Raw genomic sequence first — 17994 nt, 5'->3', positions numbered from 1 at the left:
TTAGGCTAACCTCATGTTCATGATCGATTCTGGTGCGCGGGTGGTCGTCGTCACCGGGGCGGCCGCGGGTATCGGCGCGGCGGTCGCGGCCGAACTCGCCGACGGCGCGCGGGCGGTGGCGCTGTGGGACCGAGACCCGCGAGTGCACGACGTGGCACGGGAAATCGACGCCCACACAGCCGGAGCGGTGCACGCCGCCGAGGTGGACGTCGCCGACCGCGAGTTGGTGTCCGAGGCATTCGACCGTTTCGGCGCCGCGCACGGCACCCCCGACGTGGTGGTGCACGCCGCGGGGGTGATGGACCCCGGCGCGGCACTGGACATCACACCGGAGGCGTGGGAGCGCAGCTTCGCCGTCAACGCCACCGGCACCATGCACGTCACCCAGCGCGCCGCCCGCGACATGGTCGCCGCCGGACGCGGGGCCATCGTGGTAATTACCTCGAACGCGGCGAGCACGCCGCGGCTTGGCATGGCCGCCTACTGCGCCTCCAAGGCGGCGGCCACCGCCTTCGCGCGCGCCCTTGCCCTACAGGTCGCCCCGCACGGCGTGCGCGTCAACCTGGTGTCGCCGGGCTCCACGAACACGTCCATGCTGAGCGGCCTGTACGCCGACGGTCTCGACGAGGCCACCCGCGCCGGTCTGCTCGATGGCGACCCCGAGGCCTACCGCCTCGGTATTCCCCTGCGGCGCATAGCCGAACCCGCGGATATCGCCGCGGCCATCCGCTTCCTGGTATCCGACGACGCTCGCCACATCACCATGCACGATCTCCGGGTGGACGGCGGCGCGACCCTCGATATGTGAACCGAGAGGATGATCCCCATTTCCGACACTTCAGCCGATACTTCGGACCCCGCTTTTGTGCTGTCGCGCCCTTATCGCACCGTGGTCGCGCACGGCAGCGGTCGCACCTTCCGTTCCGCGCGGGACGCGGTGACCGCGCTGCGCCGCGGTGAGGTCAGCCATATCGTCGGGGCGCTGCCGTTCCTGCCCGACGCTCCCGCGGCGCTGTGGGCCCCGGAATCGTTGTCCACCAGCGACAGCGGATACCGGCCCGCCGCGGCGCGGACGCCGCGCTTCGACTTCCAGGCCGCCGTTCCCGAGCCCGAAACCCATATGCGCCGGGTGGCCACCGCCGTCCGGATGCTGGCCGATTCCGCTCATCCGATCCAAAAGGTAGTGCTGGCCAGGGCGATTCGCGCGCGCAGCGCTGAATCCGTTCGGCCGCACGCCGTTCTGGATCGCCTTGTCTCCACCGACCCGATGGGCAACGGCTTCCTGGTCGATCTGTCCGCCGCGGGCGCAGCGTACGCCGGAAAGCATCTGATCGGTTCCAGTCCAGAGGTACTGGTCCGACGGGACGGGCCGGAGGTGCTCAGCCATCCACTCGCCGGATCGGCGCGCCGCGTGCTCGACGACGAGGCGGCCGATCGCGAGGTCGCTCGGAGGCTGCTCGGATCCGCCAAGGATCAGCACGAACACCGGTATGTGGTCGATCAGGTGAGCGGCGTGCTGCGCGACCGGTGTGTCGAAGTCAACGCTCCCGCACCGGAACTCACCAGCACACCGGAGATGTGGCACCTCGGTACGCCCATCACCGCCGCGGTGCGCGCGGACGGACCCTCGGCGCTGGAGTTGGCCGCGGCGCTGCATCCGACGCCCGCCGTCTGCGGGACGCCCACCGCGGCGGCCGCGCGGCTGATCGCCGCACTCGAGGGTGATCGCGGCTTCTACGCGGGTGCCGTCGGCTGGTGCGATGCCGAGGGCAACGGCGAGTGGATGGTGAGCATCCGCTGTGCCGAGCTGTCCGCCGATGGTCGCAGCCTGCTCGCGCACGCGGGCGGCGGCATCGTGGCGGAATCCGATCCGGCGGCCGAATTGGCCGAGACCACCGGCAAATTCCAGCGCATCCTCGCTCCGCTCGGTATCGCGGATCTTCCCCTCACGGTGGCCTGACCCGCACACCGCGACCGCTCTTCCGGCCCTCGGCCGTTCTCGCACAACGCACACGAAAACCGGAGATTCACATGCCCATTCCCCCGATCGCGCCCTACGACATGCCGACCGCGGCGGAAGTCACCGACAACCAGGTGCCATGGACAGTCGAGCCGTCCCGTACCGCGCTGCTGATCCACGACATGCAGCGGTACTTCCTCGCGGCCTACGACCTCGAGCAGGAACCGGCGCACACTCTCGTCGCCAATATCTCCCGGCTCCGAAACCGCTGCCACGAGTTGGGAATTCCGGTCGTCTACACCATGCAGCCCGGAAACCAGCACCCCTCGCGGCGCGGCATTCTCGCCGACTTCTGGGGCAGCGGGATGTCCACCGGCGCCGATACCGAGGTCATCGCCGAACTGCGCCCCGACGAGCGCGACATCCAGGTCACCAAGTGGCGCTACTCCGCGTTCCAGCGCACCGACCTACGCGAGCTGCTGGGCTACTACAACCGCGACCACCTCATGGTCACCGGCGTCTACACGCACATGGGCTGCATGCTCAGCGCCGCGGAGGCATTCATGAGCGACGTGCGCCCGTTCCTGGCACTGGACGCCACGGCCGACTTCAGCCGTGACGAACACCTCATGGCGCTGAACTACACGGCACGCCGCTGCGGTGCGGTGGTGACCACCGACGAGCTGCTCCGACAGCTCGACGAGGCCTCGGTACCCGCCGCGAAACGCGCCTCTTGACGCTGTGAGCCGCCCGGGAACGCGGCGACTTCGCGCCGTCGCTCATATCCGGTGGGGAAGCTGGCGTCGGGAGGTGACGCCGAGTTTGCGGAAGGTCTTGCGCAGGTGGTACTCCACGGTGGCGGTGCTGAGAAACAGTTCGGCGGCGATCTGCTGGTTGGTGGTGCCCGCGGCGGCGAGGTGGGCGACCTGGAGTTCCCTGGGCGTCAGGTCGTAGGCGGTGCTCGGGGTGCGTTCGCGTGCGCGTTCTCCCGCGCCTTCCAGTTCGGTCCGTGCTCGTTCGGCGAAGGCGGCGGCGCCCATGTCGAGGAAAAGTTCATGGGCGGTGTGCAATTGGTTGCGTGCGTCGCGTCGACGGCGTCGACGGCGCAGCCATTCACCGTAGAGCAGGCGGGTGCGTGCGACCTCGGTGGTCAGCGGTGTTCGCTCGAGCAGTGACAGGGCCTCGAGATAGAACTCTTCGGCCGCGTCGTCGTGGGCCAACAGCGCGCGGCTGCGAGCCAGTACGCCCAGGGCCCAGGGTGTTTCGCTCGCGCCAGCCCGGTCGGCCAGTCGCTTCAGAGCTTGTTCGGCGGCGCTGGCGTCGCCGTCGCGGACGGCGGCTTCGATCAGGTCCGGCAGCACGATATTGCCGAAATGCGGTGGGTCCTCGTCGAAGACGATCGCGGCTGTCTCTCGGGCTTCGGCATATCGGCATTGACCGAGACGCAGCACGACGAGCGCGGCGCGCGCGAGCTGGACCTGTAATCCACCGGGTCGCTCGGCGTCGGGCTCGGCCTGGATCGCGACCGCGGCCAGCGTGCGGGCCTCGTCGCCGCGCCAGCCGTGGAGCAGGGCGTCGCTGCTGTCGGCGTAGCGCAGGTCCGCGCCGATGGCCGCTGCGACATCCTTGAACTCGGCGAAATGCGCTGTGGATGCGGTGAAGCGACCACACAGCAGCTCGTAGGTCCAAGGCCGGTGAAGTCGCGGACTTCGTGCGAGCCGCGGCGGGATGAGCGGGACGGTGGTAACGCGGTTGTTCGGTCGTGAGCCTCGGGTGTAGCGTGCTCGGCATGCAGCGCGCTCAGTCCACGACGACGCCGGACGACGTCCCGGCGCGCTGAACCCTGTTCTGATCGAAGCCCCGGGCGAATGCCCGGGGCTTTCTCGCGTGGTCATTCGCCCTCGACTGGGAGGAGACCCACATGCACGACCACCGAAAACTCGGCCGCGAACTCGACCTGTTCGACACCGACCCGCTGATCGGAGCGGGCTTGCCGTACTGGCTGCCCGACGGGGCGATCGTGCGCCACACCCTCGAGGAGTACATCCGCGCCGCGGAACGACGGGCGGGCTACCGGCACGTGTACTCGCCGGTGCTCGGCAAGCGTGAGCTGTACGAGATCTCGGGGCACTGGGCGCATTACAACGACGACATGTACCCGCCGATGGATATCGGCGGTGAGCAGGTGGTGCTGCGTCCCAGCCTGTGTCCTGGCCACGCGGTGATCTACCGATCCCGCTCACACAGCTACCGCGAACTGCCGCTGCGGATCGCCGAGCTCGGTGCGATGTACCGCTCCGAATTATCCGGGGTGCTGGGCGGTCTGACCCGTGTGCGCGCCATTCAGCTCAACGACGCGCACATCTTCTGCACCCTGGATCAGGTCGCCGACGAGGTCGCCGCCGCATTGGCCCTGATCTGCTCCGCGTACCGTGCCATGGGGATCACCGCCGCCCGCTACCGGCTGTCGCTGCCCGGAGCGAGCGGGAAATATGTTGCGGCACCGGATATGTGGCCGCGTGCGAGCAAGCTGTTGAGCGAGGCGCTCGACGGGGCCGGATTGTCGTACGAGGCAGTCGAGGGAGAAGCCGCGTTCTACGGTCCCAAGATCGACGTTCAGGTAGCCGATCACGCGGGACGCGAATCCACCCTGTCCACCGTGCAGGTCGACTTCTACCAGCCCGAGCGATTCGATCTGCACTACATCGGCCCCGACGGCGGCAAGCATCGACCGGTCATGGTGCACCGCAGCATTATCGGCAGCGTCGAACGCGCGGTCGCCCACCTGATCGAACAACACGGCGGCGCATTCCCGGCGTGGCTGGCACCTGTTCAGGTCGCGGTGCTGCCGATATCCGACGCCGAGGAAGCCGCGGCTGCCGAGCTTCGTGACCGGTGCGTCGATGCCGGGCTGCGCGCCCGCGTCGCCGGTCACGAAGCGGGCAGTCTCGCGGCGCGTGTACGCGAGAACCATTTGGCGCCATACCAGTTCATTCTCGGACCCGCCGAGATCGCACAGGCCGAGGTATCCGTGCGGCTGCGAGACGGACGCCGCCTCCCCGCCCAGTCGATGGATGCCGCCGTCGCGCGTATCCGCGCTTCGATCGAGCGCCACGACACCCGCTTGTGGACCGGCTGACGGCTGCGTCGCTCAGATCGTGCGGACGTCCTGTGCATGTCTGCCTTTTGGCCCTGACCGCTTACGAACTCCACGCGCTGTCCCTATTCCAGGGATTCGAATCCCGAGCCGGAGGCGGCGGAGTAGTGAACGTAGGCGTCAGGGCCGCCATCAATCGACAACGGCGGCCAGATCTCCGCTGGCTTCGGCCTGTGGTCGATCTTGTAGGCTGTGGAACCGAGGGCCGCTCGACCTGGGGAGTTGTCATAGCGCGCAAGGGTTTACGGCGGTTCGTGTTTGCCGTCGCAACAGCATTGATGGTCGCCGCAAGCACCGTGGGCGCGGCGGGAGCGTCACCCGAGACGTCACCGAGCCACTCTGTGACTCTCTCGTTTCCTGCTCCGACAGGCCCATATTCCGTCGGCGTCACCGAACTACATCTGATCGACCCAGACCGCGCCGACCCATGGGACGCCGGTCGACGCCGCGAACTGATGATCCAAATCTGGTATCCGGCCGAGGACAGCACCTCACCGCCCGCACCGTGGATGCCGCTCGGCGGACAAGAGGCGCAGCACGTCTACCTCACCGAACTCGGTGTACCACAAGGCAGTTGGACACTCGGGCTCAGCCACAGTCACGAGGATCTGCCCGCCCGCACCGATATCGGCCGGTTCCCGATCCTGCTGAATTCTCCCGGGATGGGCGACACCACTGGCTGGAGCACCGCCCAAGCCGAGGATTTGGCCAGCCATGGCTACGTCGTGGTCGCGATGAACCACACGCATGAAGCGTTCGCCGTCCATTTCCCAGATGGCCGGATCGAACGCACGGTGGTTCCGCTGGATTCGCCCCAGGAAGTGCTGCGGGATCTCCTGCTGCCGACACGGGTCGCCGATACCAGATTCGTGCTGGATCGGCTCGCCGCCTACGTTGCGGGCCAGCCTTCGGATCTCGGCAATACGCTGCCTGCGCATCTTGCTGAAAACATGGACTTGTCACACGTCGGAATGTTCGGACATTCGCTCGGCGGTTCGACCACGACCCAGGCTCTGCACGACGACCCAAGGATTCGCGCGGGTGTCAATCTGGACGGACCCATCCTGGGGTCGGTCGCCGACGACGGAATAGATCGTCCGCTGCTGATGCTCGCGAGTGAATCGTCGCCATGGTTCGGTAAGCCCGGCTGGGAACCCTACTGGCGGAACAACACCGGATCGAAACTGCCGCTGCGGGTGTCGGGCACCGAGCACATGTCCTTCTGCGACCAGCAGGCGATCCTGCCGCAACTCGCTACGGCCGGACTCCTCCTCGCGGACACGAGAACCAAGGCGGTCGGCTCCATCGACGCGGATCGGTCGATAGAACTCCAGCGCGGGTATCTGCGCGTCTATTTCGACGTGGTCTTCGGTCGTGTCGATGCCGATATCGTCGAGGCGATCGAGCACTTGCCCGAGGTCATTCCGCATCCGTAGCAATGCCGCCGGCGGGGGAGCGGGTGGTGGCGGGTAGCACTGTGCCCAGCCAGATCTTCTTGCCGTGGCGGTACGCGGTGGCGACGAGTTCCTCGTACCTGGCGATCGTCGGCGTCGGTGTCGGGGGTGGGCGGTAGTCCGAGGTCGTTGATGCTATCCAGGACCAGCACCCCACTGACGCCTGCCTGCCGCATCGCGTCGCGTTCGAATCGTGTTCGATGCGCCAGAGAGTAGCGTTGTTACTGGCATCGGTATATCTCTTGGTCAGTGCGGGCGGTGCGAGCCCTGCTCGGTCTCTGCGGGCCTGCCGTCGATGAAGTTCGGTCAGTGGCGCGATGACGCCTTCCGCTACCTCGTTGACCGGCCCGAAGGCCAATCCCATCGGTGGCTGCACTGTCTACGGAACACTGCACCGCCGCGAGGGGAGCCGAGATCCAGCTACGGTGTCGCGACCGTACACGACTTCCTTCGGTACGAAGCCGCACACGCGGATATCGTCCTCGTTCGGTAGTCGATACCGGAGTGCGCGCGAGGCGCTTGTCGAGTAGCCGTATTCGATCTCGCTTTCATACGGTAAAATCGGGAGCGGCAGAGATCGGTACAGCGTTCGAGACGTAAAGGCGCACAACGGTACTTGATCCGTACCTCGGGTTCGATTCTGTGTGGGCACTACGAGCAGGGGGCGCGGCATGGTCATCGACAGGTCTCTCGTGATAGTGGACGCAGTTCGTACGGTTCGATTCCTCGAATAGTCACCGCCATCTCGCCGTAGTCGTGGAACCCCGGTCGCCAATTTGGCAGGCTGGGTGATGTCGGTCGTCTATTGGCCACGGCGACAGCCGGACGGGGTATTCGGACCGTCGATCAAGCGGGTTGTTCGTCCTGGGTGACCCAGGTCGGCGACCACGAGATGTTCTTCGCTGAACAGTTTCGCGATCAACTCGGCGTTCGCCGGGCGCGATCGAAGACAATTCTGACCGGTGCGGCGAATCCGCCTCCCCGTCTGCAGGATCGACACTATTCGCGATTCCGATACCTACTCGCGCCTCGAAACCAGCGGCGCGGCTTCAGGAAACCCTCTCGCACGGAACAGGAAAGGAATGCAATGACCCAGCCTCGCCAGGACCGACTGCGACTACTTTCCCCCGATCAGGACCACGACGTCGACGCGGTCGTGCACGATCTGCTCACCGGAGACGCGACCGGTGTCCCCGCGGACCTCGTCGACGATATCGCCGCGGTCCGAGCCCAGTGTCGCCTCGGCGCCGAGCAGATTCCCGGTGCGGAAGGCGTGCTGCTCGACGCCTTCGCCGCATGGCCGAACACCGGCGGCCCGCACCCGCTCGTCATTCTTCCCGCCGGACTGGACCCCAAGGGCTGGAAGATGTACGGCGGCGCCATCATCCGATTGCTGATGCGCCGATACGCAGTCGTCGCGTACACCGAACGGGGGCTGCCGGGTTCCGACGGGAAGCTGACGGTGGCAGGTCCCGAGGACATCACGGACGGACGCAAGGTCATCGACTGGGCGCTCGCCAACAGCGGACTCGACGCCGACCCGGACCGCATCGGCATGCTCGGCATCTCCTACGGTTCCGGCATCAGCCAGCTGGTCGCCAACGAGGACCAGCGGGTCAAGGCGGTGGTCGCGCTGAGCACCTGGGCGGACCTCGGCCAAGCGCTCTACGACAACCGGACCCGGCACATCGCGGCCGCGGAAGCCCTCGCCGCGATCAGCGACCGGCCGAGCGACGAACTGGTGCAGGTCCTCGAAGACTTCCGCGAGAACACCAACATCGACGAGGTGCTGGAGTGGGCGAAGCCGCGCTCGCCCGCACACGCGAGTAAAAAGCGTTCCGTGCCAACATTCTTCACCAGCTACTGGCACGAAACGATCTTCCCGCAGAATCAGCTGCTCGACTACTTCGATCGCTACCCCGGCCCGAAGCGCCTCGACCTCGCCGTCGGTGACCACGGTGCGGTGGAGATTCCCGGCATCCTCCTGGGCGTCTACACCCGGACCACCGAAGCCGCCTACGACTGGCTGGACCACCACCTGCTCGGTGTGGACAACGGCATCGACCGAGACGGCGTCGTGCACACCGAGACCATGTACAACTTCGCCACAGAAGCCGCCGCGGACCTGAAATCCTGGTCGAACTCGATGCTGCGCTACTACCTGAACGCGCCGAGCGGCGGGTCCACCGACGGTGCGCTGACGACATCTCCGGCGCAGACCTACAGCCAGAGCATTCAGGCGGGCACCGAACAGGTCAGGGCGGCCAGCACGCTGGTGTTCGACGGTTTCCTCGAACGACTGCTGATGCCCAAGCGGCAGCTGCTCGACGACGTCGACCGTGGCGCCGCCGCGGTCTGGACCACCGAGCCGTTCCCCGAGCCCCGGCGCATCGCGGGCGCCCCTGAAATGCAGGTCACCGTCACTCCCTCCGACAAGACGGTCACCGTTTTCGCCTACCTGTTCGACCACAATCCCTTCACCGGCAAAATGCAGATCATCACCCATGCTGCCGTCACCGTGCAGAATGCGGAGGCCGGTCGCCCGACCGTGGTGAACGCTCGATTGCAGGCGGCCGACTACCGGATCCCCGCCGGTCACCATCTGACGATGATCGTCGACACCAAGGATCACCTGTACGGCGACGAAACCATCGCGGGTACGACCGTCACGCTCTCCAACCAGAACGGTCCGGCCTACGTGGACCTGCCCATGTCGTCCTGACCGCCCCGCGACCGAGTACACGGATTCCGCGAGCCGCCGAGCCTCTTCGGCTCGGCGGCTCTCGGAACGGGGGCGCCGCCGAGTTCTGGCGCTCTTGTCAGCTGGCCGGACCCAGCGCGCGGATGTCTCCGGTCTCGACGGCGCACTCCTGCCGATCGCGCCCGCGCGATCTCACCGCAGAGTATTTTGTGGTACGCGCTCCTCCTGTTCGACGCATCTTTCATCCAGCTGGCGAGGAGGACTATGTCTCCGGAGAACGGAACGAGCACGGAGGGATTGGTCCCGTTCTATTCGGACGTCCAGTCGCATTACGACCTGTCCGACGATTTCTTCGCGCTGTTCCTGGATCCGACTCGCACCTACAGTTGCGCGTATTTCGAACGCGAGGGGATGAGCCTCGAGGAAGCGCAACTGGCCAAAATCGACCTGGCGCTGGGCAAATGCGATCTGCGGCCCGGCATGACATTGCTCGACGTGGGGTGCGGCTGGGGCTCGACGATGATGCGCGCGATGGAGCGCTACGACGTCGACGTGATCGGGCTGACGCTGAGCCGCAACCAATACGAGCACGTCAACAGCCTGTTCGAGGCGCATCGCGGACCCAGGCGCGGCCGTGTGCTGCTGCAGGGTTGGGAAGAATTCGACGAGCCGGTGGATCGTATCGTCAGCATCGGCGCGTTCGAACATTTCCGGCGTGAGCGGTACGAATGGTTCTTCGGCAAGTGTCACCGCATGCTGCCCGCCGACGGACGGATGCTGCTGCATACGATCGTGCAGTTCGACCGGCACGAGTGGCGCGCGAAAGGACTGCCGATCAATCGCGAGATACTCGAATTCGGCAAGTTCATCGCCAGCGAGATCTTCCCGGGCGGCCAGCTGCCGGAGCCGCAATGGGTGATCGATTACGCCCGCGCGGCGCACTTCGACGTCCAGCGCGTGCATCCGCTCGGCCCGAATTACACCGTCACGCTCGAGCATTGGGCCCGTGCGCTGAGAGAACATCGCGACGAGGCGATCGCGCTGACCTCAGAGGAAACCTACGACACCTATTCGAAGTACCTGAGCGGCTGCGGCAGGTTCTTCCGCGATGGCTACATCGACGTCGTGCAGTTCAGCCTGGTCAAGAAGTAGTACCCGTGGGCGAGCGCGGTCAGCGCGGCGCGGTGAACTCGTCCGCGAGACCCGGTGGCGAAAGCGGATGCCGCACACCGATCGCCGGATCCTCGCCTACCGCCGAACCGGCTGTCGCGTGTCGGATTCCGTCGACACAGCCGTGTGTGTGTCGGATTCCGGCGATCGCACGGCGGGACGGGGCGTTGTGCGCGGATGCCGCCTGACACTCGGTTCGTCCGTTCCGAGAAGGAGGTAAAGAGATGTTGACTGTGCTGCCGATCAGGTATGTGTCGGATGTGCAGGCGTGCCGGAGGTTCTACGCCGGTCTGGGGCTCGCGTTCGACGCGGACGCGAGTGTCAATGTGTGGGCGCAACTTTCGGCCGGCGCCGGGGCCGTCGGGTTGCACGACTTCAGGGTCTCGAAAGGGCGCCCGGCAGGCTCGGTCGAACTCGGGTTCGCGACCGACGAGAAGCTCGAGGTGGTCGCGAACCGGCTGCGCGAGCAGGGCTACGAGTACGAGATCTTCGACGAGGACTTCGGTCGCAGCCTGCGGGTCGTCGATCCGGACGGTGTGACGATCCAGATCCAGGAGATCGACATGGAGGTCGCCAAGGCGTCCGAATCCGCCTTGGCGGCGCCGGAAGGTCACTGACCAGTTGCCGAACCCGAGGGCGGAACGCACGACGACTCGCTCTCGGGTGGCAGTCCGTCACCCCGATGTGGGCTGCGGTCGAATCGTTCGACCAATTTCCCCTCGGTTGACACATCGCGCATGCTTCGCGCTTACATCGGCTGGCATATCACGAACTGGCTCGCGCTCGACTTGGCGGCACCTGACTGATCGATGGTGCGTCCGAACGCTTTTCGGTGTGGTCGCCCGAGGCCGTGGTGCAGGCGCCGTGGCGGGTGAAGGGTTCGGCGAGCTGAGCCAGGTAGCCCACCGGGTAGTCGGGTTTGGCGGCCATGCCGAGGTCGGCGCTGGTGAAGCGGCGGGCGGGGTCGTAGCTGAAGGTGCGCAGCAGGTGATCCCAGACGAGGGTGAACAACCCGAAGTTGACGTCGCCGATGCCCGCCCATTTGAGGTGGTGGAAGCGGTGGCCTTCGTTGAGCGCCAGGACGTATTCGAGTGGGCCGACGCGGTAGTCGGCGTTGGAGTGCTGCAGCAGCAGCTGCACCGCGACCGCCAGCGACAACGCCGCCGCGACCGGCACCGGAATCCCGGCCACCAGCAGCGGGGTGACGCCCGCGGTCATCTCGAGTGTCTGGTGCAGGGGGTGCTTCATCAGGCCGTTGAGGCCGTAGAACCGCGTAACGCTGTGGTGCACAGCGTGAAACCGCCAGAGCAGCCCGATCTTGTGGCTGGCGTAGTGCGTCAGGGTGATGCCGAAGTCGGCGACCAGAATCGCGATCAGTACTTGAACGACGAAAGGCCACTCGGTGGGCCAGATCCCGTCGCCGGGGACGAGCGCGGCCAAGGCCGGGATGGCGGCGACACTGCTGAGAATGAGCGTTTCGTTGACGAAGGTGTGCGCGGTGTCGCGCCCGACGTCGCCGTGGGAGCTGTTCCAGACACCTTGATACGGCAGCAGGCGTTCGGCGCCGAACGACAATGCGATAGCGGCAACCAGCAGGGCCAGCAGCCAGGCTTTGTTCGCTCCGCTTGCGGCCAAGGCGATTCCGGCGCCGTTGATGCCCAGCAGCAAGAGCGGTGCGTAGCCGTAGCGGACCAGGGGGCGAATGATTGTGGACATGGGTTCAGCGTCGCTGTCGCGGCCCGGTCGAGGCTTGTAGAAATCAGCTGAGCCGCGCGGGTGGTGGTCGCCAGCCGGTGGCGATGAGAGCTTCGGTGGGGGTGATGCCGAACAGGTCGCGGCAGGTCTTGGTGAGGTGAGCGCTGTCGGTGAAACCCGCGGCGTGCGCGGCTTCGGTCAGCGAGCCGCCCGCGCGCACGGTGCCGACGGCCAGCTGAAGCCGAGTCCAACGCCGCCACGCCGCGTACGGCAGACCGACGTGCTCGGTGAACAGATGCGACAGGCGGCTCGGCGACATCGCGACGGCGGCCGCGAGATCGCCCAGCGACGGTGGGCCGCCCGCGGAGACCGCTGCCACGCGCAGCGCCTCGGTCACCACCGGGTGCGCGGACCGGCGCGGCATCGAATGCGGTTGCGGTGCTTCCACTCTGGTGCGCGGCGTTGCCGAAGTGATCCAGCTGATGGCCGCATCGGCTGGCAGGCCACGCAGTCGAGTGAGGGCGGCACGGCCGACGAGATCGGCGGAGTCGAGGTAGGCGATGAAGCCTTTGGCTCCGGGGGTGGCGCGCACTTCGTGGCGTACACCGGGCGGGATGATCGCCACCTCGGCGGTCGTGGAGCGTCCGGCGGCGTCGATCAGCGTCACGTCGCCCGCGGTGACGAGCAAGATCTGCACGGCGGCATGGGAATGAGCCGCGGTGTCGCCGATGTCGCCCGTGAAGGCCATCAGGCCCGGCGTGAACAGGACCCCGCCGAGCCAGCGCGGCGTCACCGCGGTGCGCTTCCGGCTGAGCGAAGCGGAACGAATACAGCCGGGGTCGCGCTGATCGCTGCACTGACCGAAAACGCCGACGACATCGCGTGAGCGTACCCGGGGAGCCGACAGCCTCAACTTCCACGAGCACCATTTCTTCCGTATGGAATACGCGCCGGACGATGTCGACCAGCGCCGGTTGGCGCTGCGTCTGCAGTCCTCGACGCTCGATTGGGCGATCGTGTGCCCGAACTGGTTCCACCAGAACGTCACCGAGGGGCCGCTCCGCGATATCGCCCTCGCGGGCGCGGGAACGCTGCGGCTCCCGGTCGCCGAGGCGGCGGTGAGTTTCGTGGACACCCGGGATATCGCCGCGGTGGTGACCGAGGCGCTCGTTGGGGAACGCCACGCGATGTAGCCGACGTGCTCGGGGCATCGCCGCGCTCGTTCGCCGGTTCGCTCGAGAATCTCGGCCTGACCCGTAGCTTGGCGACGGGGTACGAGATCGCACCGCGTGGCGCGGCCTACCTGCGGGCCATCGAGGCCGAACAGCCGCACCGGTTCCGGGCGGCGACGTGGGTAGGGTCGGTGTCGGCTGTCTGTCGTGACGGAGTTAGCTAGGTCGTGGCCGCCGCGAGCTCGATCAGGCGGGCGCGGACCAGGTCGGGGCGTTCGTCGGCGATGAAATGTCCACAGCCGGTGACGGTTTCGAGGGTGTAGTCGTCGGCGCGGGCGGTTTCGGGGGCGGCCAGGGAAGGATGAAGAGCGACGTCGTCCAAGCCGAACAGTGCGCGAATGGGGATGGTGACGCGCCGACGCTCGGGATGCCGTGCGGCACTCGGGATTTCGCGCAGCCAGAACGTGCGGTAGGTGTCGGTGGCGGCGCGGGCGCAGACCGGATCGCGGAAGCGGTCGGCGAAGATTCGCACCACCTCGGGGTCGACCGCGCTGCGGTCGGTGATCGCGGCGGTGATGAGCCGTTCGAGGAGGCGAGTGCGCTGTTGCAGCGGCACGCCCGCGATGGCGAGCAGCGGTTGGTAGGCGAGGAAGCGCCAGAGATGTCGCGTCACCGTTGCCGCGGGTACCCAGGGATGCGCCATGTTCAGTGCGAGGTAGCCGTCGAAACGTTCGGGCTCGCGCAGCACCATCAGGTATCCGACGTAACCGCCCCAGTCGTGTCCGACGAGCAGTACGCGCTTCAGGTTCAGCGCATCGAGGAGCGCGAGCACATCGGAGGCGACGTCGTCCTTCGCCCATCGATGCGGCGCCGGGCCCGACCAGCCGTAGCCCGGCAGATCGGGCGCGATGATCCGGAGTCCCTCGGGCGGGTCGGCGAGGAGATCCCGGTAGGCGTAGTGGTGCTGCGGCCAGCCGTGCAGCAGCACGACCGGTCGGCCGTCGACCGGCCCGGCTTCGGTGACGTGGAATCGAACGCCGCGGGCGGTGCTGAACGATCGGCGCACCCCGGGGATGACTGGCGGTTCGGTAGCGGTACCGGCGGTAACAGGCATGACGCCACGATAGTTCGCCGGGTGGCCACCGAACCACCGTCCGCAGGTGGAGACGGCGATCCGACCGTGGGTGGAGAGCGAACCGTTCGGCGTCGTCGAATGGGAGCGGGGTCGGCGGATTCGGCTACACGGGCGCCTCCGCTGCCTCGGCTTCCGGAGTGGCGAGAATGCGCTGGAATTCCGGGCAGTCGACCAGCGGTCGGTGGGTGCAGGTCGCGGTGTGGCGGAGGCCGTCGCGCATTCTGGTGAGGCGAGCGATGTCCTCGTCGAGCTGGTTCGCTCTCTTGGCCAAGTGGGCGCGGAGTTCGGCGTCGTCGGGGGTGGCTGTCAGGAACCTGGCGATCTGCGTGAGGGTGAAACCGGCCGAGCGCGCGCAGGTCACCAGGGCCAGTCGGGCGAGCACATCGGGGCGGTAGGTGCGGCGTAAACCGTTGCGGCCGTCCGGCTCGATGAGGCCGCGCTTCTCGTAGAACCGCAACGCGGAGGGAGCCAACCCGGCCCGCTCGGCGACTTCGGCGATATCCAGCGACGTCATGCCCGATCACTCCTTGACTTGAACTGTGCTTCAAGTTGCACCATAGGCGCATGACCGAAGAAACAGAAGGCCAGATCTCGTTGCACCCGCAGGTCGAGGCATATTTGGAGCGGCTCGCCCAGTTCAATTTCGGTGAGCTGCACACGTTTCCCCTCGAGCTGGCGCGCGAAGGGGTGCGCAGGGGTGTCGCTCTTTTGGGGGAGCCCGAAGCTGTCGCCGCCGTCGAAGACCGCGTGATCCCCGTGGCGGATGGGGAGCTCGGAGTCCGGATCTACACTCCGGCGGGCGATGGCCCCTTCCCGGTGTTGGTGTTCTTCCACGGTGGCGGGTTCGTGCTCGGCGATCTGGACACCCACGATGGCCTGTGCCGGAGTCTCGCGAACGGCGCCGAGTCCATCGTGGTCTCCGTCGACTACCCGCGGGCGCCGGAGCACAAATATCCGGCGGCGCCCGATGCCTGCTACGCCGCGACGCGATGGGTCGCCGCGCACGCGGCCGAAATAGGCGGGGATCCCACCCGGATCGCTGTCGGCGGCGACAGCGCCGGAGGCAACTTGGCGGCGGTTGTCGCGCTGATGGCGCGGGAGCACGGCGGGCCTGCTCTGGCCTTCCAGCTCCTGATCTATCCCGACCTCGATTTCCGGAGGTCGAATTACTCCATCCGCGAGTACGCGGGTAAGTACGGCAATATCAGCAGGGCCACCCAGTACTGGTTCATGGACCACTACCTGACCACCGAAGCGGAAAAGCTCGATCCCCGAGTCTCACCCCTGCTCGCCCCCGACTTGGCCGGGCTTCCACCGGCACTCGTCATCACCGCCGAATACGACGCACTGCGAGACGAGGGTGAACAGTACGGTCGGCGTCTCGAGGAGGCCGGCGTCCCGGTCACCGTCAGCCGCTATCCCGGAATGATCCACGAATTCGTCCGGCACCCCTTCGACGACAGCGCGAAAGCCCGATCCGAAGCAGCGACAGCACTGCGAAAGGCGTTCGTCCGCTGAGCTTTGTCCCCCGGATCCTGAGATAGCGGAGAGGCATCTTCCTCGTGGCGGCCGCCGTTCACCTGTCGGTGGCCTGCCGCGTTGTCTCTGGACGCACACTCCCATCGGCTTCAAGCCAGGCTGGGGCCGCGGGCGACTTCAAATTGCCGACTGCTCAGGAGCCGGTCACCTCGGGCGGAAGCGATCGGTTCTTTGTGTCGATGTCAGGGGCTGCGGGGCGGTTGTTCGGTGTCGGCGCCTCGCTGCTTCTCGCGTAACTTCGTGTCCGGATCGACCTTGTCGGCGCGTTCCCACTCCTTGTCCAATTCGGTTCGCGAATCCGCCGCCGCGCTGCGATCCATGTGCGCTTGCTGGGCAAGCTGGTCGGCTTGCGCCACCTTGGCCTCGCCTTCCGCCTTCGCCGCCCGGCTCCTGGCGGCGATCTCCTCGGCCCGCGCCTCCCGCTGAGCGACCTCGACGTCGCGTTCGGCCGCGCGGTCACGGAGAGCCCGAGCCTCGACCCGCTGGTGTTCGCGCCGTTTGCGCATCAGCACCCAGGCGGCGACCAGCAGGATGACCAAGGCGATGACAATGATCACGATCAGAACAGTGGTGCTCATCTTTCGACTCCTCGCACTCACCCCCCTTCACCCTAACGCCACTCGACCACCTCCGAACTGCGAAAACGCACGGCGGTCGGGCAGCGCAGGAGGACGGCGAGGCAAGGGGGCGGTGCGAAGATGCGCCTGCACAACGCCCACCGCCCAGGCCTCGGACGACGCTCAGGCCGCGACGAGCCGTCCGGCGGTGTATCCGTGTGCGGCGGCGACGGATTCGGACAGCAGCGTGCCCTGGTGAGTGCTCAGTCCGGCGGCCAGGCCGGGATCCGCGGCGACGGCGTCGCGCCAGCCGCGCTCCGCCAAGGCGATGACGTAGGGGAGGGTGGCGTTGGTGAGAGCCACCGTGGAGGTGTTGGGGACCGCGCCGGGCATGTTCGCGACGCAGTAGAACACCGAGTCGTGGACCCGGTAGGTGGGTTCGGCGTGCGTGGTCGGCCGGGAATCGGCGAAGCAGCCGCCCTGGTCGATGGCGATGTCGACCAGCACCGAGCCGGGCTTGAGCTGTTCGACGAGATCGTGGGAGATGAGTTCGGGGGCTTTGGCGCCGGGCACCAGGACCGCGCCGATCACCAGATCCGCCTCGCGCACGGAGTTCTCGACCTCGAACGCGTTGGAGACGACGGTGCGGACCTGCCCCCGGTACAGGTCGTCCACCTCGCGCAACCGGGCGACGTTCAGATCCAGCACGGTGACGTCGGCGCGCATTCCGACCGCGACGGCGATGGCGTTACGTCCGGAAACGCCCGCGCCGAGTACGACCACTTTGGCGGGTCGCACGCCGGGAATCCCGCCCATGAGCACGCCGCGGCCGCCTTCGCTGCGCATCAGGTGGTAGGCGCCCGCCTGGGGTGCGAGCCTGCCCGCGACCTCGCTCATCGGCGCCAGCAGCGGCAGGCTGCCGTCGCGTCCGGTCACCGTCTCGTAGGCCACGGAGGTGATGCCGGAGCTCAGCAGCGCGTCGGTGCACTCCTTGGAGGCGGCCAGGTGCAGGTAGGTGAACAGCAGCTGCCCGGCGCGCATCCGCGAATACTCCTCGGCCACCGGCTCTTTCACCTTGAGCACCATATCCGCGACGCCCCAGACCTCGTCCGCCGTCGGCAGGACGTGGGCGCCGACACAGCTGTAGGCGGCGTCGTCGAACGCCGATCCGGCGCCGGCATCCGCCTCGAGGAACACTTCGTGTCCGCGAGAGACAAGCTCACGGACACCGGCGGGCGTGCACGCCACTCGGTATTCGTGATTCTTGACCTCGCGGGGGATCCCGATTTTCATCAGCACTCCTGATCGTCTCGTCGCTGTTCGAGCTGGAGCGAGTCCCTATCGGTCGGGTCGCTTCAGGATCTAGTGTGAAGATTCTGCGATATCAGATCCAGATGTCTGAAGATGATTCTCGAAAGAGGTGAATCACACGCGGATCTACCGGATCGATTGGT

General features: G+C 66.9%; 16 protein-coding genes and 2 pseudogenes. 10 read left to right on the top strand and 8 right to left on the bottom strand.

Features of this window, described 5'->3' with window-relative positions; genetic code table 11:
- Positions 1 to 19: 19 nt before the first annotated feature.
- From AB0H49_RS26505 to AB0H49_RS26495, 3 genes are all read left to right on the top strand, one after another.
- Entirely contained in the window at positions 20 to 808 is a 789-nt protein-coding gene (locus AB0H49_RS26505) for an SDR family oxidoreductase (RefSeq protein ID WP_357255232.1), read from the top strand.
- Between the two features lie 57 nt (positions 809 to 865).
- A complete protein-coding gene (locus AB0H49_RS26500) occupies positions 866 to 1960 on the top strand; it encodes an isochorismate synthase (RefSeq protein WP_357255229.1) in 1095 nt (364 codons plus the stop codon).
- A 71-nt stretch (positions 1961 to 2031) separates the two neighbouring features.
- Positions 2032 to 2697 carry an isochorismatase family protein gene (locus tag AB0H49_RS26495; protein ID WP_355003236.1) on the top strand — a complete coding sequence of 222 codons (666 nt, stop codon included), beginning with the start codon at positions 2032 to 2034 and terminating at the stop codon, positions 2695 to 2697.
- 42 nt (positions 2698 to 2739) lie between these two features.
- Here the strand turns inward: AB0H49_RS26495 and AB0H49_RS26490 are convergent, their stop codons facing one another.
- On the bottom strand, positions 2740 to 3855 hold the full coding sequence (locus AB0H49_RS26490) for a LuxR C-terminal-related transcriptional regulator (RefSeq protein ID WP_357255227.1): 1116 nt from the start codon (positions 3853 to 3855) through the stop codon (positions 2740 to 2742).
- A 20-nt stretch (positions 3856 to 3875) separates the two neighbouring features.
- Between AB0H49_RS26490 and thrS the strand changes: the two are divergent.
- Positions 3876 to 5099: pseudogene (gene thrS, locus AB0H49_RS26485) on the top strand (threonine--tRNA ligase); the annotation flags it as partial.
- A 12-nt stretch (positions 5100 to 5111) separates the two neighbouring features.
- Here thrS and AB0H49_RS26480 read toward each other — a convergent pair.
- Positions 5112 to 5299: pseudogene (locus tag AB0H49_RS26480) on the bottom strand (cold shock domain-containing protein).
- Here AB0H49_RS26480 and AB0H49_RS26475 point away from each other — a divergent pair.
- The 4 genes from AB0H49_RS26475 to AB0H49_RS26460 all read left to right on the top strand — a co-directional run bounded on the left by AB0H49_RS26475 (position 5225) and on the right by AB0H49_RS26460 (position 11059).
- On the top strand, positions 5225 to 6553 hold the full coding sequence (locus AB0H49_RS26475) for a hypothetical protein (protein WP_357255224.1): 1329 nt from the start codon (positions 5225 to 5227) through the stop codon (positions 6551 to 6553). The pseudogene AB0H49_RS26480 and the gene AB0H49_RS26475 overlap by 75 nt on opposite strands.
- A 1105-nt stretch (positions 6554 to 7658) precedes the next feature.
- Positions 7659 to 9293, top strand: coding sequence for a CocE/NonD family hydrolase (locus tag AB0H49_RS26470; RefSeq protein WP_357255221.1), 1635 nt, complete (start codon positions 7659 to 7661; stop codon positions 9291 to 9293).
- A gap of 243 nt (positions 9294 to 9536) precedes the next feature.
- Complete coding sequence (locus AB0H49_RS26465; protein ID WP_355003241.1) at positions 9537 to 10424, top strand: cyclopropane mycolic acid synthase family methyltransferase; 888 nt, start codon at positions 9537 to 9539, stop codon at positions 10422 to 10424.
- A 242-nt stretch (positions 10425 to 10666) separates the two neighbouring features.
- Positions 10667 to 11059: a VOC family protein gene (locus AB0H49_RS26460; RefSeq protein WP_357255218.1), complete on the top strand. Its 393-nt coding sequence runs from the start codon at positions 10667 to 10669 to the stop codon at positions 11057 to 11059.
- A gap of 148 nt (positions 11060 to 11207) precedes the next feature.
- On the opposite strand, the gene AB0H49_RS26455 is transcribed toward AB0H49_RS26460, so the two are convergent.
- Both AB0H49_RS26455 and AB0H49_RS26450 read right to left on the bottom strand, forming a co-directional pair.
- Positions 11208 to 12158, bottom strand: coding sequence for a sterol desaturase family protein (locus tag AB0H49_RS26455; RefSeq protein ID WP_357255215.1), 951 nt, complete (start codon positions 12156 to 12158; stop codon positions 11208 to 11210).
- A 43-nt stretch (positions 12159 to 12201) separates the two neighbouring features.
- A complete protein-coding gene (locus AB0H49_RS26450; RefSeq protein WP_357255213.1) occupies positions 12202 to 12930 on the bottom strand; it encodes an AraC family transcriptional regulator in 729 nt (242 codons plus the stop codon).
- A 145-nt stretch (positions 12931 to 13075) separates the two neighbouring features.
- On the opposite strand from AB0H49_RS26450, the gene AB0H49_RS26445 reads away from it, so the two are divergent.
- Positions 13076 to 13330: a hypothetical protein gene (locus tag AB0H49_RS26445; RefSeq protein WP_357255210.1), complete on the top strand. Its 255-nt coding sequence runs from the start codon at positions 13076 to 13078 to the stop codon at positions 13328 to 13330.
- A gap of 199 nt (positions 13331 to 13529) precedes the next feature.
- Here the strand turns inward: AB0H49_RS26445 and AB0H49_RS26440 are convergent, their stop codons facing one another.
- Together AB0H49_RS26440 and AB0H49_RS26435 are read right to left on the bottom strand one after the other, a co-directional pair.
- A complete protein-coding gene (locus AB0H49_RS26440; protein WP_357255207.1) occupies positions 13530 to 14423 on the bottom strand; it encodes an alpha/beta hydrolase in 894 nt (297 codons plus the stop codon).
- A 124-nt stretch (positions 14424 to 14547) separates the two neighbouring features.
- Positions 14548 to 14958: a MerR family transcriptional regulator gene (locus tag AB0H49_RS26435; RefSeq protein WP_357255205.1), complete on the bottom strand. Its 411-nt coding sequence runs from the start codon at positions 14956 to 14958 to the stop codon at positions 14548 to 14550.
- Positions 14959 to 15008: 50 nt separating this feature from the next.
- Between AB0H49_RS26435 and AB0H49_RS26430 the strand changes: the two genes are divergently transcribed.
- Complete coding sequence (locus tag AB0H49_RS26430; RefSeq protein ID WP_357255202.1) at positions 15009 to 15962, top strand: alpha/beta hydrolase; 954 nt, start codon at positions 15009 to 15011, stop codon at positions 15960 to 15962.
- 203 nt (positions 15963 to 16165) lie between these two features.
- Here the strand turns inward: AB0H49_RS26430 and AB0H49_RS26425 are convergent, their stop codons facing one another.
- Both AB0H49_RS26425 and ald read right to left on the bottom strand, forming a co-directional pair.
- Positions 16166 to 16561 carry a hypothetical protein gene (locus tag AB0H49_RS26425; RefSeq protein WP_357255199.1) on the bottom strand — a complete coding sequence of 132 codons (396 nt, stop codon included), beginning with the start codon at positions 16559 to 16561 and terminating at the stop codon, positions 16166 to 16168.
- 162 nt (positions 16562 to 16723) lie between these two features.
- Positions 16724 to 17833, bottom strand: coding sequence for an alanine dehydrogenase (gene ald / locus AB0H49_RS26420; protein ID WP_355003251.1), 1110 nt, complete (start codon positions 17831 to 17833; stop codon positions 16724 to 16726).
- Between the last annotated feature and the right edge of the window lie 161 nt (positions 17834 to 17994).

Origin of the sequence: Nocardia sp. NPDC050713 (assembly GCF_040654315.1) — a bacterium.
Classification (GTDB): domain Bacteria; phylum Actinomycetota; class Actinomycetes; order Mycobacteriales; family Mycobacteriaceae; genus Nocardia.
Note: the sequence above shows the minus strand (reverse complement) of the source record. Positions and strands in the feature narration are given on the sequence as shown.